The organism is Streptomyces sp. NPDC002809 (assembly GCF_040295435.1).
Classification (GTDB): Bacteria; Actinomycetota; Actinomycetes; order Streptomycetales; family Streptomycetaceae; genus Streptomyces.
In genome coordinates this window covers 1-26,021 of record NZ_JBEOVJ010000106.1, presented here as the reverse complement: position 1 = coordinate 26,021, position 26,021 = coordinate 1, and the positions used below count along the sequence as shown (strand labels likewise).

The window sequence follows — 26,021 nt, the reverse complement described above, 5'->3', positions numbered from 1 at the left end:
ACCCGGACCATCCGGCCGGTCCCGCCGCCGAGGAGGGGGCGGCGGCCGCCCCGGGTTCAGTGGGCGGGCCGCCGACGGGTCAGCGGTGGCCGCCGTAGCGGTGGCCCCAGGACTTGGAGTCGACCTTGCGGCCGTTGGCGTCCCGCAGGGTCGCCGTGTCGCTGTTGTCCCAGACGTAGCGGCGGAGGTCCTGGTAGACGTCGGTGCGGCTGTCGCGGCCGACACCGGTGTGCACACGCACCGAGGAGCGGCCGGGCAGACGCAGGTCGAACCTGTAGGTGCGGTGGCTCTCGTCACGCAGGGTCCAGCCGCGCAGGTTGACCGAGTGGCGGCTCGTGTTGGTGACGGTGACCCACTCGCCGTTCAGGCTCCGGTTCGAGCCGTTGTCGCGGCCGGGGCTGTTGTACTGGATCTTGCCCAGCACAACGGCCGAGCGGTGAGCGTGACCGCGGCCGTGGCCGTGGTCGTGGTCGTCTGCGACCGCCGGGAGGGCGGCGGCGGCGACCAGTGCGCCGGAAGCGAGAACGGCGGCGGTGATCCGTCGTGCGGAACGGGACATGAAGACCCCTCAAGTGCAGGCCCGGACCCTGCGGTCCGGGCGTTGTTCGGCCCCGGCGTGGTGCCGGGAAGGCAAACCTTGGCCCCGGTTGCCCGGCGCCCGGACACCACTCCGGCACGTGTTACGAGATGCAGACATTTCCGTCACACGCGGTTGTACGCGACATCAACCGAATCCTCCGGGTACCTGTCAATCGCTGTTCGCTGCACCCACCCGCACGGCACCGGGTTGACGGAAGCCGGGGCACCTCCACACCCCCGCCACACTTCCTCCTCACCTCGGTCACCCGGGGCCCAGGACCCGTAACAGCGGCCGGCCGGCCGGATCTGAACGCCCGTTCCGTTACCCCGGGAAAGCAGCACGCAGGTTCCCTCGAACATCGATCCAAGCCAGTGATTGCGCGGATCCGCCGGCAGTGGTTGAGTGGCACTCAAGGTATGAATCGAGGTTCAGAGCATCATGGCCTACCGATCCACCGCCCGCACCGAGGCGACCCGGCTCGCCCACCGGGAGCGACTGCTGGATGCCGCACGGGAGCTGCTCACCGAGGGCGGCTACGCCGCGGCGAGCATCGCCGCGCTCGCCGACCGCGCCGGCGTCGCCACCGGCAGCGTCTACAACCACTTCGCCTCGAAGCAGGAGCTCCTGGCCGCGGTCTTCCGTCATGTCGCCGGTCATGAGCTCGCCGCGGTGCGCGAGGCGGTGCAGGCGGAAAGCGGGGCGGCGCAACAGGTGAGGGCGCTGGTCGAGGTGTTCTCGTACCGTGCGCTGCGCAGTCCGCGCACGGCGTGGGCGCTGCTGGCCGAGCCGGTCGATCCGCTCGTCGAACAGGAGCGGCTGACCTACCGGCGCGGCTACCACGCGCTCGCCGAGTCGGTCGTCGCCGCGGGTGTGACAACAGGTGAACTGCCCGCCCAGAACCCCCGGCTCTCGGCCGCGGCCGTCATCGGGGCGGTCAGCGAGGCGCTGCTCGGCCCGCTCTCCCCGGTCGGCGAACGCACCGACCCGGACCCGGTCGTGGACGGCATCACGGCTCTGTGCCTCCGGGCCGTCGGGGCCCCCGCCGGCTGACCGGCCGACCTGCCGCTGCGCGCCGAACGTCCCGAACCCCAGACAGGAGTCCCGTCATGACCGCCACCACACCCGTCCCGCACACCGAGGCCGGCGCGCCACACCGCACGCACGAGGTCACCAACCAGGCGCCGCCCCGCACCGGCCTCGACGAGTACGGCACCAACACGCCCCTCACCGAGGCTGTCGACGCGTTCGGTGCGGGGTGGCACGGGCAGGAGCTGCACGGGATCGGCCGGCTGGTCGGCTCGGAGGCGTTCCAGCACAACGCCGAGCTCGCCCACACCTCCCCGCCCGTTCTGCGCACCCACGACCGGTACGGCAACCGGATCGACGAGATCGACTTCCACCCCGCCTATCACGCGGTCATCGGCGCGGCCGTGGAGCACGGCGCACACACCGCGGGCTGGGCCGATCCCAAGCCGGGAGCCGCCGTCGCGCGTGCGGCGACGTTCATGCTGTTCGCCCAGATCGAGCCGGGCCACGGCTGCCCGATGTCGATGTCGCACGCGGTGGTCCCGGTCCTGCAGCGCGATCCCGGGATCGGCCGGGACTGGCTGCCCGGCCTGCTGAGCCGTTCGTACGACCCGCGGCCGATCGCCCCGGCCGCCAAGTCCGGCCTGACCTTCGGCATGGGGATGACGGAGAAGCAGGGCGGGTCCGACGTCCGCGCCAACACCACCCGGGCCGTCCCGGTGGCCTCCGACGCGGACGGCCGGGCCCATCTGCTGACCGGCCACAAGTGGTTCTTCTCCGCTCCGCAGTCGGACGCCTTCCTGGTCCTGGCCCAGGCAGAGGCGGGCCTCACCTGCTTCCTGGTACCCCGGGTGCTGCCCGACGGGACACGCAACACCGTCCGGATCCAGCGGCTGAAGAACAAGCTCGGCAACAAGTCGAACGCGTCGAGCGAGGTCGAGTTCGACGACACCTGGGCCGTGCGGGTCGGCGAGCCCGGACGAGGCGTGCCCACGATCATCGAGATGGTCAACCACACCCGTCTGGACTGCGTCCTCGGCACCACTGCGGGCATGCGCCAGTCGGTGTCGGAAGCGATCTGGCACGCACGCCACCGCAGCGCGTTCGGCGCGCGACTGGCCGACCAGCCGGCGATGACCGCGGTCCTCGCGGACCTCGCGCTGGAGACGGAGGCCGCGACCTGGACGTCGATGCGGCTGGCCCACGCGTACGAGGCCGGCAGCGGCGAGCAGGAGGCGATGTTCCGGCGGCTGGCGACCGCGGTGTCGAAGTACTGGATCTGCAAGCGGGGCCCCCACCACGCCTACGAGGCGCTGGAGTGCCTGGGCGGCAACGGCTACACGGAGGACTGGCCGCTGGCGCGCCGCTACCGGGAGCAGCCGGTGATGGCCGTGTGGGAGGGCTCGGGCAATGTCATCGCCCTCGACGTGCTGCGCGGGATCGCCCGGACCCCGCAGTCCCTGGAGGCGTTCTGGGCCGAGCTGGACGGCACGTCCGGGGCCAGCGCAGTCCTGGACGCGCACATCGGCCGGGTGCGGCGGGAGCTCGCCGCCGACCTGCGCGACCCGGTCGCCGCGCAGACCCGGGCCCGGGCCACGGTCGAGGGCATGGCGCTGGCGCTGCAGTCCTCGCTGATGCTGCGTCACGCCCCGGCGCCGATGGCCGAGGCGTTCGTCGAGGCCAGGCTCGGCGAGGGCCGCGGTCACCAGTACGGGATCCTGCCGCGGGGCACGGACGCGGCCGCGGTCGTGGCCCGGCACATCGGCGAGGACTGAGCCCGCGGGCGCGGGCCGGGGCCGCCCGGCCGATCACCTCTGCCCGACCCGCCGCCTCTGCCCGGCCCGTCGTGTCCGTCACGGGCCGGCCGGCCGGGCGGGGTGGTCCGCGGACCCGGCCCGGGGCCTGCCGGACCAGCCGAGCAGGACCACCGAGCAGACGGCGGCGAACGCGCACCAGGTGGAGATGAACTCCAGACGCCACAGCGCGGCGCAGACCGCGGCCCCGCCCGCGACCAGCACGCCGAGCCACACCAGCACCCGGTCACCGGACAGGAGCAGTGATCCGACGGTGGCCAGGAGGTAGCCCGCCACGAGCAGTTCCGGCCGCGGCAGGTCCAGGACGTACCCGAGGGTGTGCCCGCGGATCTGCGCCGACACCGGCCGGGTCGCCAGGCTGTACGCGAGAGCGGCCGAGGTCGCCACCCCCGCCGCCAGCGGGACCACGAGGCGGCGCCGGGCCTGCGGCGGGGCGGCGCAGAGCACACCCAACGGCACCCACAGCGCCAGGACCGGCAGGGCGATGACCGCCCAGGCGACGGTGGCCGGACCGGCACCGCCGTCCGACCGCCAGACCACGGACTCGATGATCTGATGGGCCCCCAGGAGCAGCGGCAGCGCCGCCAGCGGAAGGTCCCGGGCCCGGCGGGTCCGGGCCACGCAGGCCGCGCCGATCGCCGCGATCGCCGTACCCGCGACGAGATCGGCGGTCGCACTCCAGCACATGGCGCCACCCAGGGGTTCGTCATATCCGTCGGCCGGACTCCGCCGCGGCCGCTCCCCCGGTCACGCTACGGCCCGGCCGGGCGGGCACCGAAGCATGACACTCCCACTTCTTGACCGGTGCATGCCGTTGACGTACCGTCACCGCTGTTCTCATACAAGAACTCGGTTCACCATACGGAACATCAGGAACGTCGTTCCGATGGTCGAGGGATTGCCTACCACCGCACCAAACCACTCATTGGTGCCTGCGGAGGACACCGCAGGCGGTGAAAGGAACACCCAGTGCGTACCAGAAATCAGCATGCCAGACGCAGAGGCGGCCGGGCAGCCGCCTCGTTCGTCGCGATCGCCTCGCTCGTTCTCGCGGGACTCACGGCACTCTTCGCGACCGGTTCAGCGACGGCGGCCCCCGCAGCCGGCTCGTACAGCCTGTCGAACGCAGGCAGCGGACTGTGTCTGGAGGTTCCCGGCGCGGGAACCTCCGACGGCGTCCAGCTCGGACAGCGGTCCTGCAGCGGCGCCGCGAACCAGACGTGGCAGCTCAAGGCCTCCGGCAGCGGCTACACCCTGACCGCCGCGCACAGCGCCAGGTGCGCCGGGGTCCGCGACGCCTCGACGAGCGCGGGCAAGGCCGTGGAGCAGCAGAGCTGCACCGGCGGAGCCGGCCAGGTGTGGACGCTCGCCCAGGTCAGCGGCGCCACTTACCAGGTCGTCAACGCCAACGGCGGCAAGTGCCTGAACGTGAAGGACAGTTCGACCGCGGCCGGCGCCCTGGTCCAGCAGAACTCCTGTGACTCGGTGACCAGCAAGCGCTGGACGTTCACCGCGGCCGGTTCGACCCCGACCGACCCGCCCACGGATCCGCCGACCGACCCTCCGACCGACCCCGGCTCCCCGCCCGCGTGGCCGACTGCCACCAGCAGCCAGGCCGTGACCTCGACGATGAAGGTCTCCGGCACCTACGACGGCGGCCTGAAGCGCTTCTACGGGAGTGGCGACCTGGGCAGTGACGGACAGGACGAGGACCAGCCGGCCCTGATCGAGGTGGCGGACGGTGCCACGCTGCAAAACGTCATCCTCGGCTCGCCCGCCGCCGACGGCGTGCACTGCCTGGGCGCCTGCACCCTGAAGAACGTGTGGTGGGAGGACGTGGGCGAGGATGCCGCCACCTTCCTCGGCAGCTCCTCCTCGCTGGTGCGCACGATCGACGGCGGCGGCGCGAAGCTGGCGGACGACAAGGTGTTCCAGCACAACGGCGGAGGCACCCTGATCATCAAGAACTTCCAGGTCAGCGACTTCGGCAAGCTCTACCGCTCCTGCGGCAACTGCTCGACCCAGTACGGCCGGCACGTCCAGGTGCAGAACGTGTGGATCACCGCACCGGGCGACGGCCTCGTGGGGATCAACCCGAACTACGGTGACACGGCACGCCTCTCCGGCGTGACGATCTACGACGACGGCGACCGTGACATCGACGTCTGCACCAAGTACAAGGGTGTGACGAGCGGCGAGCCCACCAAGACGGGCACCGGCCCGGACAGCACGAACTGCCTGTACGCCACCTCCGACATCACCTATGTCGACTGATCACCGGTGACGTACCGGACCCGCCCGCCCCGGAGACCCGGGGCGGGCGGTTCCACGACCGTGGCCATGCCCCGCCGGCAGCAGCCGGACGGGTGTCAGGCCGTCGCGTCCGACCAGGCGTACGGGGGCGGCACGGGCCCGCCCCCCGGGCCCGCACCCGCTTGGCCCAGCTCGCGGTCGGCCACACTCATCAGCTGACCGGCGACATCGCGCATCGCGCGGCTGGCCGCCAGTTCGTCACCGATGGTCGGCACGTCCGGGTCCTGCGGGCTGCATCGGGCGACCCCGTGGCCGGTGAGTTTCGCCGTGCCGGTGTCCAGTACCGCCTCCGCCTTCGTCGTCCCGTCGTCCTCCGACAGATCGACACGGACCGTCCACTCCATCGTGCGATTCATCGCGCACCTCCCGGACCGCACCGGCAGGCGGGCGCCCGCCGCCGTACGGGTCCATTCCCAGCATCCACCCAACGGGCTCCGCACGCCCGTTCCGGCTCGGCCTGCGCGGATCCCCGGTCCGAAATAGGATGCAGGAACCACGCCCGCAGCAGCCGGGCCGCGGCCCTTGCCCTCCGGGTCACCAGCGTCGACCTCCCGGATCGACCCGCCACGACGAACCCGTGGCGCAGATGGCCACCACCTGCCCAGCGGAGAGGCCCATGAATCGGCGTCGCCCTCCCCGCCCGGCCAGTGCCGGGGAACTGCTCACCACCCTCCAGCAGCTCACTTCGCGGGCACGCCGGGAGGTCGAGCTGCACCAGGCGCGGGTGGAGCTCGCCGAGGCACTGCAACGCGGGATGCTCCCCTCCGTCCTGCCCGACCTGCCCGGCCTGCAGACCGCCGCCCGGTACACCCCCGCGCAGAGCGGCCTGGACATCGGCGGTGACTGGTTCGACGGGTTCCTGCTGCCGGACGGCTCGCTCGCCTTCGCCATCGGGGACGTGCAGGGACACGACGTCGAGGCGGCGGCCTTCATGGGCCAGATCCGGATCGCGATGCGCGCGCTCGCGACCACCGCCACCGATCCGGGCGAAGTCGTGCGCCGGACCAACGACCTGCTGCTGGCCGTGGACTCCGGCCCCCTGGCCACCTGCACCTTCGTCCGGATCGATCCACGGACCCGGGAACTCCAGAGTGCCCGTGCCGGTCATGTGGGCGCCGTGTGGGCCACGGCCGACGGGCGCTCCGGCGTCACCGAGGACGAGGGCGGTCTGCCGCTCGGGATCCAGAGCGGTGAGGAGTATCCGGTCACCACCCGGCGGCTCACGACCGGCGGGGCCTTCGTCCTGCTCACCGACGGTGTGATCGAAGGGCCGTCGTACTCCATCGACGAGGGGCTGGATGCCGTCGTACGGCTGGTGAGCTCGCGCGTCGGCGACAGCGCGGACGAGCTGGCCGACGCGATCCTGGGGACCGCGGAGCGTACCGGGCACAAGGACGACGCCGCCGTGCTCGTCCTGCGCCACGAGACGTTTCCCCCCGCCTCCGGATGAGGCGGGGGGAGCGGCGCGTGTCACGCGACCGCCTCCCGTCACCGCCGGTGTCTGATGAGAGCTGTGATCCACAGCGAGAGGCACCGACGCACGGCCGTGGCATTACTCCGTGTCCTGGCCGTCGCCGGTGCCTACTACGTGGCCGCGGACCTGGGGCTGCTCCGGAAGGTGACCGTCCACGGGGCGGTGATCACTCCGTTGTGGCCACCGACCGGGATCGCACTGAGCGCCCTGCTGTACATGGGGCTGCGCGTCTGGCCCGGGATCGCGCTCGGCTCCCTGCTCGTCATCGCCACCCTCAGCGGATCGGTGACGGCGTCCACCGCCCTCGTCGTGGCGGGCAACACTCTCGCGCCCGTCTGCGCGTTCCTGCTGCTGCGCAGAGTCGGCTTCCGCGCCGAACTGGACCGGCTGCGCGACGGTGTCGTCCTGGTCTTCCTGGGCGCGATGGCCGGCATGGCGATCAGCGCGACCACGGGAACCGCAGTGCTGCTGGCCGACGGCAAGCTCCCCGACGGATTCTGGTCGGTATGGGCGGCATGGTGGGCCGGGGATGTCATGGGCGTCCTCGTCGTCACCCCGCTGCTGCTCGTACTGCGCAAGGTGCGGATGCCGCGGCTCTCCGACCGGTGGGCGGAGGCGGGGGCGCTGCTGGTCGTCGCGGTGGCGGGCTCGCTCCTGGCCACGCGCAGCTCGCTGTCGATGATCTATCTGATGTTCCCGATCCTCATCTGGGCAGCGCTGCGCTTCCAGCTCGCCGGCAGCGCGCCGTGCGCCCTGCTGATGTCCGTCATGGCGATCGTCGCGGGCACGGAGCAGGTGGGGCCGTTCGCGAACCACACCATCGTCGAGGTGATGATCAACCTCACGATCCTGAACGGGGCCGTCGCGCTCACCGCGCTGCTGCTGGCCGCCGTCGTCGCCGAACAGCAGAACGTACGGCGCCGGATCGAGCGGGCCTGCGAGGAGCTGGCCGATGTGGTGGAACAGCTCGCCCCGGGCAGATCCGCGGCCGCCTGGCCGTCCCGGGCCAGGGACGAACGCGAGAGCCGCTGATCCCGCCGGAGCAGGACCGGCCCGGGACGCGGCAGGGGTCCACCGGGGAATTTCCGGCCCGGGGAGCCGACCGGGAGGTGGCCGGAGGTCACCTGGGGAAGTTCCGGTCCAGGAAGTCGTTGCGGAACGTGCCGGCCGGGTCGTAACGGGCCATCAGCTTCTCGAAGTCCTCGTACCGCGCGTACAGGCTGCGCAGGACATCGGGGGTGGTGCTGAAGACCTTGCCCCAGTGCGGGCGGGCACCGAACGGCGCCAGCGCCTCCTCGATCTCCGCCAGGACCGGTGCGACGGCATCGCCGTCGGGGACCCAGGTGAAGTGGAAGGCCACCGAGTCACGGCCGGACGCGGGGCTCAGCCACAGGTCGTCGCCGGCCACGGTGCGGATCTCGGAGATCTGCAGCAGGGGGACGATCCGGTCCCTGAGCCGGCCCACGGCCTCGTACGCGGCGGCGGCGTCCTTCCGTGCCACGAAGTACTCGGACTGCAGTTCGTCGCCGTTGCTCGGGGTGAACTCGAGCCGGAAGTGCGGCAGGCGCCGGTGCCAGGAGCCGGGGACTCCCTCCTGGCGGGTGCAGTTCCCGGCCGGTACCCCGGGGATCGGGTGCCGCGGACCGTCGGCGAGCCGGGCGCCGAGCCACTCGGCCGGAGCCCGCTGCGGCCCCTCGTCCCCTACTCGCTGCTTGAGCCAGACCTGACCCACCGGCCCCGGCCGCCAGTCGGTGAAGACGCTGACGCTGTACGCGGCCGACATCACCTCGTCGAATCCGCCGGTCAGCACGGATTCGGGCAGGTCCTCGTAGACCCACTGCTGAACATCGAAAGCGGGAACCAGGTCCAGCGTCACCCGGGTCACCACGCCCAGGGCGCCCATGGACACCACCGCGCCGGCGAAGTCCGCGTCGCCGCGCCGCAGGGTGACCGTCCCACCGTCCGCCGTCACCATGTCCAGGGCCCGGACGGCCCCCGCGAGGGAGCGGTTCCCGACACCCGAACCGTGGGTTCCGGTCGCGCAGGCACCGGCCACGGAGATGTGGGGCAGAGAGCCCAGATTGTGCAGCGCGAAGCCGCTCTCGTCGAGTTCGCCGGCGAACTCGCCGAAGCGGAGCCCGGCACTGACCGTGACCGTCCGCGCCACCGGGTCGATGTCGACCGTCCGTGGCAGCCCGGCCACCGAGACGAGGTCTCCGGCGGTGTCGGCGACCGTGTTGAACGAGTGCCGGGTGCCCAGGGCCCGCACCGTGGTGGAGGCGGCGACCGTCTCCTGCAGTTCGGCCTCCGTACGGGGCGTGCACAACCGCCTCGCCCCGAAGGTGATGTTGCCGGCCCAGTTGGTCTCCGCGGGAGTCACCGTGCGTTCCTCTTTCGCTCATGGCCGGGCACTGTCCCCGGCACCGCATTCTCCCAGACAGCGGCAGGGACAGCGGGGGCGAGCGACTGTTAGCGATCAACCCAGTTATCACGCAACGTAGTTGACAAGTGAAGGTACATATCCGCACACCATCCGATTCCGCCATGGCCCAAATACCAACAGCCGACCACAGAACCTGAGATCCGGTACGGAACGGGACGAGTCCCGGGCCATCTCGCATGTCTGAACTTCACTGGAACTCCAGCGAAATGGCACGTGTGTGGATATCGTGCACCGAGCGATGGCGCATCCGTCAGTCCACTGGATCGGCGGATGCGCCCCGTTTGTGGCAATGCAACTGTGACTGGGGGGTTCATGGGGCATGTCGAGCTACCCGAATCCGAAATATCAGGACCCGTGGGACTGGCGGGGGCGCCTCGTCCACGGGCCGCTTCGCACAGGCCTCGCAGCCAGGAGTTCGACCGGCTGCGGCAGGGCCAGACCGTACAGCGCGACCGTTCCGCCCGGCCCGGGCCCAGGAAAGGACCGGGCCGGTATCTGCCACTCGTCATCGGCTTCGACCTGTTCGGCCTGGGGATACCCGCCTGGCTCGTCCTGCGCACCGCCGGACAGCCCAGGGCCCTGGCCGGCGCAGCCGCGGCCGCGATGGTGTGGTCCGGCGTACGGGCCGCGCGCGGCCGGTACGCGGTGCGGGGCACGGGCAGGCCGCCTGGTGCGCTGACCGCCACCGGGGACTGGCTGCTGCTCATCGGCCTGATGGCGGTGCTCTGGACCGTGGTCGACGGCACCATCGATCCGGCGACGGCCGTCGTGGCGCTGATTCCGGGCCTGCTGACGACCGCGGTGATCTCCGGGGCGCGACGGCTGCCGTGGTCCGGTCGGACTCGGACGGTCCGCCGCGTCCTGGTGGTCGGCGAGGCCTCGGGGTTGGACCGGGCGGTGCGGCTGCTCGCTTCCCGGGCGGATCACGGCTACCTCGTGGTGGCCGCCGTGCCCGTGGGGACGGCGGCCCTGACCTGCGAGGCACCGGTGCCGGGACGGCTCGCTCCCGAGCCCGCCGACGACGACGCCTCGACGGTCCTGGGTGCGGCCTTCGCCCACGAAGCGGACATGGCGCTGGTGGTGCCGGGGCCGCGGCTCGCCGAGGAACGGTTGCGGCGGCTGTCCTGGGGACTGCACGACGGCGGGCTCGACCTGTCCGTGCTGTCGCACCTCTCGGAGATCGCCGACAGCCGGGTCCGCCCCTCGTCGGCGGCCGGGCTGACCCTTCTGCACATCGTGCCGCCGCTGCGGCACGGCCCGCAGCAGGCGCTCAAGGCCGCGGTCGACCGCACCGGTGCGGCTCTCGGCCTGATCGCCCTGGCTCCGCTGCTGCTGATGATCGCGGCCGCGGTCCGGCTCACTTCGGCCGGTCCGGTCTTCCACCGGCAGATCCGTCAGGGGCGGCACAACCGGCCGTTCACCATGTGGAAGTTCCGCTCGATGGTGGTGGACGCCGAGCAGCACAAGGCGCAGCTGGTGACGTCGAACGAGAACGACGGTCCGATGTTCAAGATGCGCCGGGATCCCCGGGTGACCCGCGTCGGCCGCCTGCTGCGCCGCTCGTCCCTCGACGAGCTGCCCCAGCTCTTCAACGTACTGCGGGGTGACATGTCCCTGGTAGGGCCGCGGCCGCCGTTGCCGGACGAGGTGTCCCGTTACGACGAGCGTGAGCTGAGGCGGCTCGCGGTCAGGCCGGGCCTCACCGGCCTCTGGCAGGTCAGCGGGCGGTCCGACCTGTCCTGGCAGGAGACCGTCTCGCTCGACCTGTGGTATGTCGACAACTGGTCGGTGGCCACGGACATGGGACTCATGGCCCGTACGCTGCGCGCCGTCACCGACGGCCGCGGGGCGTACTGAGCACGGGCGGCGCCGGATGAGAGAGACAAGAACGGGCCGGGTGGTCTGTCGCGCGGTCGCGACGGTCCACCCGGCCGCGGGGGGCGGACCCGGGAGCGGGTCAGACCTTTATGCCCTGCTGTTCCAGCCACCAGGCGTAGGTCCGCGCGATTCCGTCGCGCAGCGGGATCTGCGGCTCGAAACCGAGGGAGGAGAGCCGGGACACATCCAGGAGCTTGCGCGGGGTGCCGTCCGGCTTGGCCGTGTCCCAGTCGACCTTTCCCTGATAGCCCGTCACCTCAGCGATGGTCGTGGCAAGTTCACGGATCATCAGATCCTTGCCGGAGCCGATGTTGACGGGCGTGTCACCGTCGTACCGCTCCAGCAGCAGTACGCAGGCGGCGGCCAGGTCGTCGACGTGCAGGAACTCACGTCGGGGGCTTCCGGATCCCCAGAGCGTGACGGCCGGGGCGCCGCTCCGTCGCGCCTCGTGGAAGCGGCGGATCAGCGCGGGCAGGACGTGCGAGGTCTCCAGGTCGAAGTTGTCGCCCGGCCCGTAGAGATTGGTCGGCATGGCGCTGATGTACGAGGCGCCGTACTGGCGACGGTAGGACTGGGTCTGCACGATTCCCGCGATCTTCGCGAGGGCGTAGGCCTCGTTGGTCGGCTCCAGGGGGCCGGTGAGCAGTGCGGTCTCGGGGATGGGCTGCGGGGCCAGTCTGGGATATATGCAGGACGAGCCGAGGAAGAGCAGCCGCTCGACCCCGGCGGCGTGCGCGCCTGCGATCACACTCAGCTGGATGCGCAGGTTGTCCTCGATGAACTGCACGGGATACGTGCTGTTGGCCATGATTCCGCCGACCTTCGCGGCGGCGAGCACCACGGCGTCGGGACGCACATCACGCAGAAAGGACCCGGTCCGCTCGGCGTCGCGCAGATCGAGGCGGTCGCGCCCGCGGGTGATCACTTCATGGCCGTCGGCGGTCAGTCGGCGCACCAGCGCCGAGCCCACCAGACCGCGGTGGCCGGCGACGAACACCCGGGCGCCGGGGCGTAGCAGGGACGGGACGGATTCCTGGGGAGGGCCGGGGAGATCAGTCGTCATGGCTCGGATTGTGCCAGCAGCTGTATGACGCGGGGACGTTTTACCGCAGATCACTCAAACTCTGAAATTTCGGTGTTGCCCGACCGCCTCGCAGGCGGCCGCAGAAGGGGGAGACATGGCGAAGACCGCGCTCATCACCGGCGTGACCGGACAGGACGGTTCGTACCTGTCCGAGCTGCTGCTCCAGAAGGGATACACGGTCCACGGCCTCATACGCCGCTCGTCGAGCTTCAACACCGAGCGGATCGACCACATCTACCAGGGACCGGAGGAGGAGAACCGCTCGTTCGTGCTGCACCACGCCGATCTCGCCGACGGGGTGGCCCTCGTGAACCTGATGCGCGACATCCGGCCCGACGAGGTCTACAACCTCGGCGCGCAGTCGCACGTCCGGGTCTCCTTCGACGCCCCGCTGTACACGGGTGACATCACCGGTCTGGGGACGATCCGACTGCTGGAGGCCGTGCGCGCCAGCGGCATCGACACCCGGGTGTACCAGGCGTCCTCGTCGGAGATGTTCGGCGCCAACCCGCCGCCGCAGAACGAGCAGACCCCCTTCCATCCGCGCAGCCCGTACAGCGTCGCCAAGGTCTACTCCTACTGGGCAACCGTCAACTACCGCGAGGCGTACGGGATGTTCGCGGTCAACGGAATCCTGTTCAACCATGAGTCGCCGCGCCGCGGCGAGACCTTCGTGACCCGGAAGATCACCCGCGGGGTGGCCCGGATCAAGGCGGGTCTGCAGACGCATCTGCACCTGGGGAACCTGGACGCGGTGCGCGACTGGGGGTACGCCCCCGAGTACGTCGACGCGATGTGGCGGATGCTCCAGTGCGACACCCCTGACGACTACGTGGTGGCGACCGGCGAGGGGGTCAGCGTCCGGCAGTTCCTGGAGTACGCCTTCGAGCACGCCGGTCTCGACTGGCGTGAACACGTCCGGTACGACGCGAAGTACGAGCGCCCCAGCGAGGTCGACGCGCTGATCGGGGACGCGTCCAAGGCCGCGGAACAACTGGGCTGGAAGCCCGCCGTGAAGTCGCAGGAGCTGGCCCGGATCATGGTCGACGCCGATGTCCGGCAGCTGGCCGACCAGCTCACCGGAGCGGCCGTGCGGGTGGACCGATGAGGTGCCACGGGCGTCTCGGACGCAGCCGAGGCGGTGTGTTCGCCGCCGTTCTCGCCCTAGCGGCCGGAGTCCTGACCGCCTCCGCGGCCACCGCTCCCCCGGCCGCCGCACTGACTCCGCCGGTCGGCTTCACCGCCGACAACCTCGCCACGTACCAGACGAACGGCATCGTCTGGTCCCTCGCCGAGGCGAACGGGGTCGTCTACGCGGGCGGCACCTTCAGCAATGTCCGCCCGCCCGGCTCCCCCGCGGGCAGCAACACCACCTCGGCGGTCAACTTCGCCGCGTTCGACGCGGCCACCGGAGCGCCCACCGGCTGCTCGCTCTCCTTCACGCGCAGCAGCGGCACCGCGACGGTGCGGGCGCTCGCGGTCTCCCCCGACAAGTCCACGCTGTACGCGGGCGGTTACTTCAGCGCGGTGAACGGCACCACCGCCAACGGCCTGGTCGCGATCAACACCGCCACCTGCACGCTTCGCCCGGGGTTCGCTCCCAGCTTCGGGGCGACCGTGCGGGCGCTCGACGTGGCGGCGAACGGCACGGTCTACGCGGGCGGCGACTTCCAGAGCGTCAACGGCCAGACCCGCCGCTTCTTCGGCGCGGTCACGGCAGCCGGTGCGCTGACGGCCTGGAATCCGGACGCCGATGATCCCGGCAGGACGCTGAAGGTCACCCCGGACGGGCAGAGCGTGCTCATCGGCGGGGACTTCGTCACGGTGGGCGGCGCGAACTCGCATGCGCTCGCGGTGACTTCCGCCGGCACGGGCGCGCTGACCCGCGCCTACACCAACAGCTTCATCCCGTCGTCCGCCGTGATCAAGGACATCGTCACCGACACCGCGTCCGGAGGGTGGTACGTGGGCGGCGAGGGTGTCGGCGGCGCCTCGTTCGACGGACGTCTCGCCATGGATCTCACCACCTTCGACCAGCGCTGGCGGGACACCTGCCAGGGCGCCACACAGGCGCTGCGGGTCTACCGGGGGGTGCTGTACGCGGGCAGCCATGTCCACGACTGCTCCACCATGGGTGGATTCCCCAACCAGGTCCGCAAGCACCTGACCGCACAGTCCGTCGACGATCCGGCGATGCTCGGCTGGCTGCCGGACACCAATGACGGCATCGGTGAGCCGGTGGGACCGCGGGCGCTGACCGTCTCGTCCCGCGGCGGACACGATTTCCTGTGGGTGGGCGGCGAGTTCACCACGGTCAACGGCGTCGCGCAGCAGGCACTCACCCGGTTCGCCGACTCCCCGGACACCGGCGCGCCCTCCGCGCCCGTGGTCAGCCTCTCCGCGCCGCGGGCGGGCGCGGTGCGGGTGAGCTGGCGTGCGAGCCTGGACCTGGACGACAGCCGGCTCACCTACCGGGTGTACCGCAACGGCGGAACGACGCCGGTGCACACCACGACGGGCTCGTCGCTGTTCTTCAGCCGGCCGCAGCTGACCTTCACCGACACCGACGTGGTGGCGGGCAGCAGTTACGCGTACCGGATCACCGCGAGCGACGGCACCAACACCAGCGCGCTCTCCGCGAACGTCTCCGTCATCGCGTCCGGTTCGGCGAGTCCGTACGCGGAGCGTGTACTCGCCGACGGGGCGGACCTGTACTGGCGTTATGACGAGGCGGGCGGCGCGTTCGCCTCGGACGCCTCGGACAACGCCGACGGCGGCGTGTACATGAACGCCCCCCCGTACCGCTCGGCCCCGTCCGCCGTGACCGGCTCCGCAGCTCTCGCCCTCAACGGCACCGACGAGTACGTCTACAGCGACCGGCTGCACCACTACACCTCGCCGACCCCGTACTCCATCGAGACGTGGTTCCGCACCGGCACGACCCGCGGCGGGCGGATCGTCGGGTACGGCAGCAACATCGGCACCGCCCAGGGGCACACCAGCGGGATCTCCGACAAGATCCTCTACCTCACCGACAACGGGCGTCTCGCCTTCGGCGTCCAGGTCGGCAGCTCCAGCAGCCGGCCGACGATCACCTCGGCCGCCTCGTACAACGACAACGTCTGGCACCACGCGGTCGCCACCCAGGGTCCGTCCGGCATGCGGCTGTACGTGGACGGCGTACAGGCCGGCGCGAACACCACCACAGGCAACCGGTCGTACAACGGTTACTGGCGGGTGGGCGGGGACGCCATGGCCACCGCCTGGCCGAACCGTCCGACCAGCACCTACTTCGCGGGACAGGTAGACGAGACGGCGGTCTACCCGTCCGCGCTGACCGCCGCCCAGGTGGCCGCGCACCACGATCTGGCCGACACCCCGTCCGGGCCCGGCGACACCACGGTCACGCTGACGCCGACGGAGGACGCGTACGTCAACGGTGTCGCGGCGAACACCGCCTACAACGACACCCAGCTCGCCTCCCGGGGCACCACGCCGTATCTCGGGTACCTCCGCTTCACCCTCCCCGCCGCCCCGGCCGGGCAGAAGCTCAAGAGCGCCCGGCTCACCTTCCGTACCTCGTCGGACTCCACCGCGGGCTCGGCCGACAGCCACACTCTCGTGCCGGTCACCGGCGCGTGGACCGAGTCGGCGGTCACCTACAACACCCGGCCGTCGCTCGCCGCGACGGTTCTGGGGACCATCTCCGGCGCGACCGCCGTCTCCACCGACTACTCGGTGGAGCTGAACGCGCCGGCGCTGGGCGGAGCCCTGGGCTCCGCCTACTCACTCGCCCTCACCAGCAGCGGGACGGACAGTCTCCGCATCTGGTCGAGCGAGGTCGCAACCGCGGCCTACCGGCCGCAGCTCGTTCTCACCTTCGGAGCTGAATGATGAACGAAAGTACGGGGCGCAGACGCGGCGCCCGCGGCCGCACGCGCGCCGCGGCCGCCGCGCTCTGCCTGCTCGCCGGGGCCCTGAGCGCCGCCGCTGCCGGGGGCTCCCCGGCAGCGGCCCTCACGCCGCCGGTGTCGATCACCGCGGACGACCTGTCCACCTGGCAGACCAACGGCATCGTCTGGTCGATGGCCGCGTCGGCCGACGGGGTGGTCTACGCGGGCGGCACCTTCTCCACCGTACGGCCGCCGGACGCAGCGGCCGGTACGTCCGAGCAGCCGGCGGTGAACTTCGCCGCGTTCGACGCCGCGACCGGAGCGCCCACCGGCTGCAACCTGTCCTTCACCCTCTCCTCGGGGACCGCGACCGTGCGCTCCCTCGTACTGTCCCCGGACGGCGACACTCTTTATGCGGGGGGTCAGTTCGGGGCGGTCAACGGGGTCGGGGTCAGCAACATCGCGGCCGTCGACACGGCCACGTGCACCCCCCGCGATGACTTCAAGGTCGCCGTATCCGCGACGGTGCGGGCCCTCGCCGTCACCGATGACACGGTGTATCTCGGCGGTGACTTCAACAGCGTCGCAGGGCAGACCCGCAACAAGTTCGCCGCCGTGACCACGGGCGCCCAGCTCAAGCCGTTCACCGCGAACACGGACGAGGTCGGCCGGGCCGTGGAGCTCACGCCCGACGGCCGGCACGTGGTGATCGGCGGCGACTTCTTCACCGTCAACGGGACGAACTCGCACGCGCTGGCCGTGGTGGACGCGACCACGGGCGCCCTGGACAAGAGCTATCCGGGGTTCATTCCCAACACTTCCACGGTGCAGGACCTCACCTCGGACGCCACCCAGTTCTACACCGCCAACGAGGGGACCGGCGGCGGTGTCTTCGACGGCCGGATCGCCCTCGACCTGGCCACCTTCTCCCAGGTCTGGCGCGACACCTGCCTGGGCGCCACACAGGCACTGCTGGTGCACAACGGCGTTCTGTACAGCGGCAGTCACGCCCACGACTGCGCGTCCATGGGTGAATTCCCCGACCAGCCGCGCAAGCACCTGCTGGCCCAGTCGGTGGACGACCCGAAGCTGCTGCCGTGGTTCCCGGACACCAATGACGGCATCGGTGAACCGGTCGGTCCGCGGGTGATGGCTCAGACGGACAAGGGCGGTCACCACTACCTGTGGGTGGGCGGTGAGTTCACCACCGTCAACGGCGCCGGGCAGCAGGGACTGACGCGGTTCACCGACGGCCCGGACACGGGGGCGCCCTGGGTGCCCAACGCCAGTGTCTCAACGGTCCGTTCGGGCGAGGTGGACGTGAACTGGCAGACCAGTTTCGACACCGACGACGGGACACTTACCTACCGGATCTACAAGGACGGCGCGAGCACCCCGGTCCACACCACCACGGGCTTCTCGGTGTTCTGGAACCGTCCGCAACTCACGTGGACGGACCCGGACGTGGCACCGGGTGAGACGCACACCTACCGGATCAGCGCGAGCGACGGCACCAACACCAGCGCCAAGTCGCCTGCGGTGACGGCGGTCGTGGCGTCCGCGGCGGAGGCCTATCCCGCCAGGGTGAACGCCGACGGCGCGTCACTGTACTGGCGGTACGACGAGGCCACCTCGACGTTCGCCGCCGACGCCTCGGGCAATCTGAACAACGGCTTCCTGCGCAACGCGCCCTCCTACCGGCAGACGCCGGCCGCGATCGCCGGTCCGTCGACCGCCATCGGTTTCAACGGCACGGACGAGTACGCGTACGGCAACAGGCCGAGCGCCTCGCCGGCCACGTTCTCGGTGGAGACGTGGATCAAGACGACGACCACCCGAGGAGGAAACATCCTCGGGTTCGGCAATCTGACCATGGAGGACAGCGGCCAGCACGACAAGAGCGTCTACATGCGCAATGACGGACGTCTGGCGTTCGGGATCTACAGCGGCGGCTACCGGGCGGTGGCCACTTCCGCCGCGTACAACGACGGGGCCTGGCACCATGTGGTGGCCACTCAGGGCTCCGGAGGCATGGCGCTGTACGTCGACGGGCAGCTCCGCGCCACCAACCCGCTGTACACCGGCAACAGGAACTACCAGGGCTACTGGCGGGTCGGCGGGGACAATCTGTCCGGCTGGCCGAACCGTCCGACCAGCAACTTCTTCGCCGGGCAGATCGACGAGACGGCGGTATACCCGACCGTGCTGAGCAGCTCGAAGGTCGCCGCCCACTATGCACTGAGGACGGGTGGATGAGGTATCCGTTCCTGGCCGGCGCCGCCGTCGTCGTCATGACGGCGGCGCTGGCCGCCTGTGGATCATCGTCCTCCGACGGGGGCAAGGAGAAGGTGGCCGGAGCCGGTCCCACCGCCGCGTCGCAGCCTGTGGCGGGACCGGAGGCCGAGGACGGGGGCGCGCCCTCCACCGGGCCGAAGGCCTCGCCCACCAGCGCCCAGCCCAGGGTTCCGAGCGACGAACTGACCCCGGCCACCGGCTCGTTCACGAAGAAGCAGAAGGAGTACCTCGTCGACCGGGTACCCAAGGGCATGGACCCGGCCGCCGTGCTCCAGACCGGACAGGAGACCTGCGACCGGCTGACCTATCTCGTCAAGGTGGACCGGGACACGGCCGTCGGCGCGATCGTCACCGGCGAGATCGCCGACGCGAAGCCGGCCGTGGCGCACCTGTGCGTCCAGCACCAGGACCTGGTGGAACAGGCGGCCGGCGGCTACGCCGACGGGACGTACGAGGGCGGGCAACTTCGTCCGGGGCGCTACCGCGACGTCACCCCCACCACGACCTGCAGCTGGCAGATCGCCGGGGCGAACGGGAAGGGCCTGGCGTCGGGCTCCTCCGACGACGGGAAGCGGACCGTGATCACGATCCCGAGCGCGGCCCGCACCTTCACCTCCACAGGCTGCTACGCCTGGCTGCCCGAAGGAGACAACGGATGAGCAAGCTGCCCATAGCCGTGGCGATCCCCACGAAGAACGAGGGGCTCAACATCGCCGAGGCGGTGAAGTCGGTCCTCGGCCACTTCGAGGCGGTCGTCGTAGTCGACTCGCACAGCACCGACGACACGGCGAAGATCGCCGCGGAGTGCGGGGCCGAGGTCGTCATGTACACCTGGGACGGCGGACACCCCAGAAAGAAGCAGTGGTGCCTGGACCACGTCCGCACGGACCTGGACTGGATCCTGCTGCTCGACGGGGACGAACGGCTGAGTCCCGGGCTGCTCGCGGAGCTGCGTCAGGTCTTCGCCGATCCGGACGCGCCGAGGCCGGCGGCGTACGACATCCCGCTGGGGTACTGGTTCTCGGGGAAGCGGCTGCGGCACGGATACACCATCCGCAAGCGCTCGTTGACCGACCGTACCCGCAGTCGCTATCCGGAGGTGGGCGACCTCGCCGCGCCGGGAATCGGAGAGGTGGAGGGGCACTATCAGCCGGTCGCGGAGAGTGCGGGCTCACTCCGCAGTCCGATCGAGCACCAGGACCTCGACCCGGTGACCGCCTGGTTCGAGCGGCACAACCGGTACTCGGACTGGGAGGCGTGGCTGGAGCACCACCCCGACGTGAAGGAACAGGTGCGCCGGGTCAAGTCCCGGCAGGGGCAGCTCTTCCACAAGGCGCCGTTCAAGCCGCTGGTGTCCTTCGCGTACATGTACCTGTACCGGCGGGGCTTCCTGGACGGGCGGGCGGGGTTCGACTTCGCCCTTGCGATGAGCTTCTACCGATGGCAGATAGCGCTCAAGTCGCGCGAGACGCCTGCCGCTTGAGTCAACGACGCCTCCGGCGGACCACGTCCTCGTAGGTCCGCCGGAGCGTCCCGGTCACGACGTCGATGGTGAAGTGCTCGTTGACCAGCTCCCAGGCGGCCCGCCCGGCCTCGGCGTTGGCCTCGGGCTCCAGCAGCTCCAGGACGGCCTGCGCGACCTTCCGCGCGTTGGCCTCGTCCTCACCCACCCGGCTGTCGATCACCCGGCCGGCTCCGGCCTGCGCGACGTCCGGGCCGAGGCCGCAGGTACGGGTGATGACCACGGGGGTACCGACGGACATCGCCTCGAGGACCGAGACGCCCAGGGGTTCCTCGATCGACGGCAGGACGTACACATCGGCCTGGCGTCCGGCGGCCAGCACCTCTTCGTGGCTGAGCGGCCCCACATGGTCGAGCGAGTCCAGTACGCCCAGGCTGCGGGCCAGTCGCAGCGTGCCCGGGAGGGCGCCGGTGTCGGGTCCGGCCAGGACGAAGCGCGCGTCCGGGTGGGTCGCGAGGACCGCGGGCATCGCGGCCACGAAGTCCTCCGGCCGCTTGCGTTCCTGGATCCGGGCGAGGAAGAGAACGGTCGGCGGGCGGGCCGGGTCACGGGCGGGCTTGAGCTCCTGCGGGCGCACGCCGTTGACCAGGCGCACCGTCCTGGTGAGCGCGACGGGGGCCGCGACCGCGTTGACATCGATCCGTTCGGCCTCGGTCAGGTGGAGCACCGCGTCCGCGCCGCGCAGGACCTTGCGTACCCCCAGCAGGTCGGTCAGCTGTGCCACGCGCTTCTCGGTGGGGTCAACCATGCCGTGCGTCTGCACGACGAGCGGGGTTCGGGTGGCCAGTGCGAGCAGCGCGGCGGGCAGCGTCACCAGGTCGCGCATCAGGTGCACATGGACGAGGTCGGCGCCGCGCATCATGCGGCGCGCCGACAGCAGGAGCGCTCCGGAGGTGATTCCGCTGACCTCGAACATCGGCAGCAGGTGGCGGGCCTGGAAGAGGTGGACGGGCACCCCCTCCACGTCGCCGGGCAGCGGGCCGTCGAAGCCGTCGCCCAGCGCCATGATCCGGGCGTCGTCGCCCCCGGCGCGCTGGACCTTCGACAGATTCAGGGCCACCCGGGTCGGACCGCCGAAGGCGTGGTCCGGGGTGTGCAGCGTGACGATGTGCAGGATCTTCACCAGGGTTCCCCTCGACCTCGGCCGGCTGTTCACAGACTAGTCATCACATCACCTCAAGTGGGTTGATTCGTTAAGGTGTTCAAAGGGTCGCAGGCTCACGGAACGGGGGAACGATGACGTCCGCACCGCCGTCCGCGCCCGTGCGGGGCGACAGCCCGCGCCCGTCGGTCGAGCCGGCCGCCAGGCCGATGTCCTGGGCGATGCTGTCGCGGGCGATGGCCGTGCCGCTCATCCTGGGGCTCGTCTGCTTCCTGCCCGCACTGATCGCCGCCCAGCCCGGGACCGGTTCCCGGGACACCGCGTACTGGCTGCAGCTCGTGCTGACGTGTTACGCGGGGGCCCGGCTGGCCACCATGGTCCTGTCCACGCGGCGGCGGCTGCTGCAGGGCGTCTTCTGGATGTTCGTGTACATCGCGATGGGGGTGGCGCCGTTCGCCCAGGCGGTCATCGGTCAGACGCCGACGCCGATGGTCGGGCCGCGGGCCGATCTGGTCACGGCGATCGCCCTGATCCTCGTGGGGTGCACGGCCTTCGACCTCGGGGCGCTACTGGCGTCCCGGCGTCCGCTGCGGCGGCGCACGCCGGACCGCGGAGGCGGCGGCCCCGCCACGGCACACCCGGTCAGGCTGCGGCTGCTGGTGCTGCTCGCGTTCGCGGCGAGCGGCTACTACGTGCTGAAGCTCGGCGGGCCCGCCGTGTTCTTCTCCAGCAGGCAGGAGATCAGCGCCTCGGTCGCGGAGAGCGGGGTCGCTTCCGGGGAGTCCAATGTGGGCTCGGCGTTCCTGAAGGGTTTCGGTACCGTGCCCGCGCTGCTGGCGCTGCTCTTCTACACCCGACGGCTGGTGACCTCGCGCCGGGCGCGGCGCGCGCCGTCCACCGTCCTGGTGTGGATCGCGCTGGCAGCCGTCAACCTGGTGGTGAACAACCCGATATCCAACGCCCGTTACTGGTTCCTGACGGTGCTGGTCTCGCTGTTGTTCACGGCGTTCCCCAGCAGTGCGGCGATGTACCGCTCGGTGCTGGCCATGGGGGTGATCGGCGCCCTGGTGCTGTTCCCGTACGCGGACCGGTTCCGCTACGACGACACCGGGTACCGCCCTGTGCAGTCCTCCTCGGTGTTCGAGCCGCTGGCCACCAAGGACTACGACCAGACGGTGATGTTCGCCAACACCATCTCCTGGGTCGACACCCGTGGCCACACGTACGGCCGCCAGCTGGCGGGCTCCGTCTTCTTCTTCGTACCGCGGGCCGCGTGGAGCGGCAAGCCTGAGGACACCGGGGTGCGCGTCGGGCAGTGGATGGGGATGAACATGACCAACCTCTCCGCGCCGCTGTGGACCGAGCTCTGGGTCGACTTCGGGGCACCTGGCATGGTCGGTGGTCTCGCCCTCATCGGTTACGCCGCCGCCCGCACAGACCGCCGGTACGCGCGGGCGGTGTCGCGCGACGGCCCGGGGCCCGGCAGTGTCCTGGCGATCACCGCACCGCTGATCGCGGGATACACCTTCATCCTGCTGCGCGGCCCGCTGCTCCAGGCCGTCGGGAAACTGGCAATCGCGGCACTGTGCCTCGCGCTGGTCACCGGTTTCACGGACCGGAGCCGGCGGCGGTCGCACTGACCGGGGCGACCACGGGCTCGCCCCGGCGGGTCAGCCGGGCCACCCGGGTCCAGGTGGCGACCGCCTTGCACACGGAACCCAGGCACAGGCCCCAGGCGGCGCCCATCACTCCGCCGAGGAGATAGCCGCCGGCGAGGAAGGCGACCGCGGCAAGGGAGAAGACCACCTGGATGGAGAGTGTGGTGCGCGGATCGAGGAGTCTGAGCGCCAGCAGTCCGCAGGTGCCGACGGCCATGGCGGCGTACTGACTGCCGGTCGCCGGGAGCAGAGCCGCCGCCGTCGGCCAGGTGTCGCCGAGCAGATGCCGGCCGGCCGAGCCGGGCAGCAGGGCGAGGACGGTGGCCCAGCCGGCTGCGGTCAGTGCCAGGACGCCGGCCAGCGCGGCGGTGGCCCGGACCCTGAGCCGTTCGGTGGCGAGCCGTCCGATGAGCGGGGGGCCGAAACCGGTGGCCGAGGTGAAAAGTACGTTGAGCGGGCCGAAGAGAGTGGTGGCACCGCGCAGGGCGCCGACGACCAGGGGGTTGCCGACCGCGCCGAGCCCGAGCACGGAGAGCTGGCTGGTCGCATTGCCCACGCCGAACTCGACGACGAACCGGCGCCCGAGATGCCCCTTCCTGAGCAACGGTTTCAGCAGCACCGGGGTGCCGGCCGTCCTGCGGTGCAGCACGGCCGCGGAGAGCACGAGCGCGGGCAGGGCGGAGAGGCCCCAGACGATGACCAGCCGCGCCGCCGGTGTGCCGTGCGGCTGTACGGACAGCGCGCCGAGGACACAGACCAGTCGGAGCGTGTCGGCGGCAAGCGCCAGATGCTGCGCCTGCAGGGTGGCGAAGGCGTAGCGGGCGGTGTCCTGCGCGAGGACGGCCGGCAGCACGATTCCGAGCATGGTCAGGGCGCGCGCCGTCTCCCCCGGCAGCATCGCGCAGACGGCGGCGAGCAGGCCGCCGATGACGGCCGAGACGAGCAGGGTGAACCCGAGCGCGGACCGGCAGGCGCCGCGTGTCTCGTCACTCGCCCCGCGGCGCAGCACCAGTGGCTGGCCGGTGTAGGCGCCGGACACCCCGAGGAGCACGGTGAAGACGAGGTAGACGGCGGAGAAGCGGGCGAAGTCGGCGACGGTGGAGAGCCGGGCGGCCACCACCAGCACCAGGATGTTGGTGAGCGCGGCCACCCCCTGGTCCGCGACCGAGCAGACGACCGCGGTGCGTGCCCTCATCTGTGTCCCGCGGTGCTGTTGTGATCGCTGCCGCCGCGCCCGTCGCCACTGTCCAGCGTGCGCAGACCGAGTGTCTCGGTGGGGTCGCCGGTGTGCCCGGAGGCGTCCGCCCGGTCGGGGCCCTTCGTGTCACCGCCGTCGCGGCCGTCGTGGCCGCGCGGGGCTGTCTGCCTGCCGCGGCCGCGGCGTTTGGCCGCCTTCCGGCGGGCCCTGCGCTCCAGGCGTCCGTAGCCGGGGTGGAGCAGGGTGCCGAGCACGGAGCCGCCTGCCGCACCGATGATCTCGCGGATCCGCTCCAGGTCGCTGCGGTGCACCTCGCGCGGGTCGCAGACCACCACGACGCCCTCGACACGGTCGATGAGCGCGACGGCGTCGGCGTACGAGAGCACGGGTGGGGCCAGCACGATGACGACGGCCCCGGGCCGGCCGCCCTCGGCCAGGATGCGGCCGACGGGCGCGGAGGTCAGGGCGCGCGGCACGTTGTCCGTTCGACGGCCGGCGATCAGGGTGAACGCCCCCGATCCGGGTACGTCCACGTTGGTGCGGCTGTCCGAGGGCCAGGTGCGCTCGTCGCGTTCGGCGGCCCAGCTGGGCCGGCCGCCACGGCCCGCCGCGCCGAGTTCCGCGGCCAGGGACGGGGCCCTCAGATCGGCTTCGACCAGCAGGACGTCGCGGCCCATCTCGGCGAAGGCGGCCGCGAGGTTGGCAGCGGCGGCGGTCGCCATGGCGTTGTCCCCGCGGGGCGCCGTGACCAGAAGCCGGCGGCGTTCGGTGAACGAGGGGTCGTACGCGAGCCGGAAGGCCACCGCCCTGTACTCCTCGGCCAGTCTGCTGCCGCCGCGCCCGATGGCGAGCAGGGTTCCGGCCGCGGCTCGTTCCCTGGGCAGGGTGCCGAGCAGCGGGGCGCCGAGCGAGCGGACGAGTTCCCTGGTGGAGCGGACTGCGGGGTCGAAGACGAGCCGGACCCAGGACAGCAGCAGGCCGAGCGCCAGGCCGACCACGCCGCCGAGTCCGAGGAGCAGGGGCAGCCCGGCACCGCTGGGCGTCTCGGGTACGACAGGCTTCTTGTTCAGATAGCCCGGTGTCGTGTCGAGTGCCCGCAACTCCGATATCTTCTGGCTCAGTTCGGAGATGGAGACGATGAGGTTGGCCCGTGCGCTGGTGACGTCGTTGCCGACGGTGCCGGTCTCCTGCTCGGCCAGCCGGTCGCGTTGTTCGGTGAGCGGCTTCAGCTGGGCGCGGTAGCCGTCGACCATGTTGTCGATGCTGTTCTCGGTGCGTTCCCGGCGTATTTCCAGATAGGCCTCGGCCAGTGCCTGGGCGCGGGCCTTGGCCTGTTCGGGCGTGCGGCCGGTGTAGGAGAACCTGAGGACCAGCGTGTTGGGCGGGTTGGTGACCTGGAGTCCGGAGAGCAGGGTCCCCACCTCCACCGCGTCGCCGGTTTTCACGAGCGAGCCGACGGCCACGGTGCCCACGGCGTCACTGACCGCGGTCTGGCGCTCGGAGCCGATGTTGATGCCCTTGTCGGCCGAGGCGCCCGCGGCGAAGGGGTCCGAGGTCGCGGAGCGTACGGACACCTCACCGGTGGAGGTGTAGGTGTCCTCGCCGCTCAGGGCCAGCCAGCCGGCGCCGAGCAGTCCGACGACGACGCCGCACGCGAGCAGGGCGCGGTAGCGCAGGAGCTGGCGGAACTGGTCCCGCAGCAGCGCGGGTTCGTCCTGGTCCTCCAGGGCGCGGATCGGGT

At 71.2% G+C, this 26,021-nt stretch carries 20 protein-coding genes; 12 read left to right on the top strand and 8 right to left on the bottom strand.

What is annotated here, in order from left to right:
- Positions 1 to 79 precede the first annotated feature (79 nt).
- Positions 80 to 559: a lamin tail domain-containing protein gene (locus tag ABT025_RS35720; RefSeq protein ID WP_351002834.1), complete on the bottom strand. Its 480-nt coding sequence runs from the start codon at positions 557 to 559 to the stop codon at positions 80 to 82.
- Positions 560 to 1,018: 459 nt separating this feature from the next.
- Between ABT025_RS35720 and ABT025_RS35715 the strand changes: the two genes are divergently transcribed.
- Together ABT025_RS35715 and ABT025_RS35710 are read left to right on the top strand one after the other, a co-directional pair.
- Positions 1,019 to 1,630 (top strand): TetR/AcrR family transcriptional regulator, encoded by a 612-nt coding sequence (locus ABT025_RS35715; protein ID WP_351002833.1) that lies wholly within the window; start codon positions 1,019 to 1,021, stop codon positions 1,628 to 1,630.
- A gap of 56 nt (positions 1,631 to 1,686) precedes the next feature.
- Entirely contained in the window at positions 1,687 to 3,381 is a 1,695-nt protein-coding gene (locus ABT025_RS35710; RefSeq protein ID WP_351002832.1) for an acyl-CoA dehydrogenase family protein, read from the top strand.
- 78 nt (positions 3,382 to 3,459) lie between these two features.
- On the opposite strand, the gene ABT025_RS35705 is transcribed toward ABT025_RS35710, so the two are convergent.
- On the bottom strand, positions 3,460 to 4,107 hold the full coding sequence (locus tag ABT025_RS35705; RefSeq protein WP_351002831.1) for a DUF6629 family protein: 648 nt from the start codon (positions 4,105 to 4,107) through the stop codon (positions 3,460 to 3,462).
- 282 nt (positions 4,108 to 4,389) lie between these two features.
- Between ABT025_RS35705 and ABT025_RS35700 the strand changes: the two genes are divergently transcribed.
- Positions 4,390 to 5,694: a pectate lyase gene (locus ABT025_RS35700; RefSeq protein WP_351002830.1), complete on the top strand. Its 1,305-nt coding sequence runs from the start codon at positions 4,390 to 4,392 to the stop codon at positions 5,692 to 5,694.
- A gap of 95 nt (positions 5,695 to 5,789) precedes the next feature.
- On the opposite strand, the gene ABT025_RS35695 is transcribed toward ABT025_RS35700, so the two are convergent.
- Positions 5,790 to 6,089, bottom strand: coding sequence for a DUF1876 domain-containing protein (locus ABT025_RS35695; protein WP_351002829.1), 300 nt, complete (start codon positions 6,087 to 6,089; stop codon positions 5,790 to 5,792).
- A 260-nt stretch (positions 6,090 to 6,349) separates the two neighbouring features.
- On the opposite strand from ABT025_RS35695, the gene ABT025_RS35690 reads away from it, so the two are divergent.
- Both ABT025_RS35690 and ABT025_RS35685 read left to right on the top strand, forming a co-directional pair.
- Positions 6,350 to 7,183: a PP2C family protein-serine/threonine phosphatase gene (locus ABT025_RS35690; RefSeq protein WP_351002828.1), complete on the top strand. Its 834-nt coding sequence runs from the start codon at positions 6,350 to 6,352 to the stop codon at positions 7,181 to 7,183.
- A gap of 63 nt (positions 7,184 to 7,246) precedes the next feature.
- On the top strand, positions 7,247 to 8,239 hold the full coding sequence (locus tag ABT025_RS35685; RefSeq protein ID WP_351002836.1) for an MASE1 domain-containing protein: 993 nt from the start codon (positions 7,247 to 7,249) through the stop codon (positions 8,237 to 8,239).
- A gap of 88 nt (positions 8,240 to 8,327) precedes the next feature.
- On the opposite strand, the gene ABT025_RS35680 is transcribed toward ABT025_RS35685, so the two are convergent.
- Positions 8,328 to 9,587: an FAD-binding protein gene (locus ABT025_RS35680; RefSeq protein ID WP_351002827.1), complete on the bottom strand. Its 1,260-nt coding sequence runs from the start codon at positions 9,585 to 9,587 to the stop codon at positions 8,328 to 8,330.
- Positions 9,588 to 10,004: 417 nt separating this feature from the next.
- Here ABT025_RS35680 and ABT025_RS35675 point away from each other — a divergent pair, with 417 nt between their 5' ends.
- On the top strand, positions 10,005 to 11,507 hold the full coding sequence (locus ABT025_RS35675) for a sugar transferase (RefSeq protein WP_351002826.1): 1,503 nt from the start codon (positions 10,005 to 10,007) through the stop codon (positions 11,505 to 11,507).
- A gap of 100 nt (positions 11,508 to 11,607) precedes the next feature.
- Here the strand turns inward: ABT025_RS35675 and ABT025_RS35670 are convergent, their stop codons facing one another.
- Positions 11,608 to 12,591, bottom strand: coding sequence for a GDP-L-fucose synthase family protein (locus tag ABT025_RS35670; RefSeq protein WP_351002825.1), 984 nt, complete (start codon positions 12,589 to 12,591; stop codon positions 11,608 to 11,610).
- 115 nt (positions 12,592 to 12,706) lie between these two features.
- On the opposite strand from ABT025_RS35670, the gene gmd reads away from it, so the two are divergent.
- The 5 genes from gmd to ABT025_RS35645 are packed head-to-tail and all read left to right on the top strand — an operon-like array spanning position 12,707 to position 20,283.
- On the top strand, positions 12,707 to 13,720 hold the full coding sequence (gene gmd, locus ABT025_RS35665; RefSeq protein ID WP_351002824.1) for a GDP-mannose 4,6-dehydratase: 1,014 nt from the start codon (positions 12,707 to 12,709) through the stop codon (positions 13,718 to 13,720).
- Entirely contained in the window at positions 13,717 to 16,506 is a 2,790-nt protein-coding gene (locus tag ABT025_RS35660) for a LamG-like jellyroll fold domain-containing protein (RefSeq protein WP_351002823.1), read from the top strand. Before gmd ends, ABT025_RS35660 begins: the two co-directional genes overlap by 4 nt.
- A complete protein-coding gene (locus tag ABT025_RS35655) occupies positions 16,503 to 18,761 on the top strand; it encodes a LamG-like jellyroll fold domain-containing protein (RefSeq protein ID WP_351002822.1) in 2,259 nt (752 codons plus the stop codon). The genes ABT025_RS35660 and ABT025_RS35655 overlap by 4 nt, the downstream gene beginning before the upstream one ends.
- Positions 18,758 to 19,459, top strand: coding sequence for an Rv1352/Rv1906c domain-containing protein (locus tag ABT025_RS35650; protein WP_351002821.1), 702 nt, complete (start codon positions 18,758 to 18,760; stop codon positions 19,457 to 19,459). The genes ABT025_RS35655 and ABT025_RS35650 overlap by 4 nt, the downstream gene beginning before the upstream one ends.
- Positions 19,456 to 20,283: a glycosyltransferase family 2 protein gene (locus tag ABT025_RS35645; protein ID WP_351002820.1), complete on the top strand. Its 828-nt coding sequence runs from the start codon at positions 19,456 to 19,458 to the stop codon at positions 20,281 to 20,283. The genes ABT025_RS35650 and ABT025_RS35645 overlap by 4 nt, the downstream gene beginning before the upstream one ends.
- Position 20,284: 1 nt before the next feature.
- Here ABT025_RS35645 and ABT025_RS35640 read toward each other — a convergent pair whose 3' ends face one another.
- Positions 20,285 to 21,445 (bottom strand): glycosyltransferase, encoded by a 1,161-nt coding sequence (locus tag ABT025_RS35640; protein ID WP_351002819.1) that lies wholly within the window; start codon positions 21,443 to 21,445, stop codon positions 20,285 to 20,287.
- Between the two features lie 113 nt (positions 21,446 to 21,558).
- On the opposite strand from ABT025_RS35640, the gene ABT025_RS35635 reads away from it, so the two are divergent.
- Positions 21,559 to 23,064: a hypothetical protein gene (locus tag ABT025_RS35635; RefSeq protein WP_502972104.1), complete on the top strand. Its 1,506-nt coding sequence runs from the start codon at positions 21,559 to 21,561 to the stop codon at positions 23,062 to 23,064.
- Here the strand turns inward: ABT025_RS35635 and ABT025_RS35630 are convergent.
- On the bottom strand, positions 23,033 to 24,277 hold the full coding sequence (locus ABT025_RS35630; protein ID WP_351002818.1) for an MATE family efflux transporter: 1,245 nt from the start codon (positions 24,275 to 24,277) through the stop codon (positions 23,033 to 23,035). The two genes, ABT025_RS35635 and ABT025_RS35630, sit on opposite strands and share 32 nt — an antisense overlap.
- Positions 24,274 to 26,016, bottom strand: a complete 1,743-nt coding sequence (locus ABT025_RS35625) for a P-loop NTPase family protein (protein ID WP_502972105.1) — start codon at positions 26,014 to 26,016, stop codon at positions 24,274 to 24,276. The genes ABT025_RS35630 and ABT025_RS35625 overlap by 4 nt, the downstream gene beginning before the upstream one ends.
- Between the last annotated feature and the right edge of the window lie 5 nt (positions 26,017 to 26,021).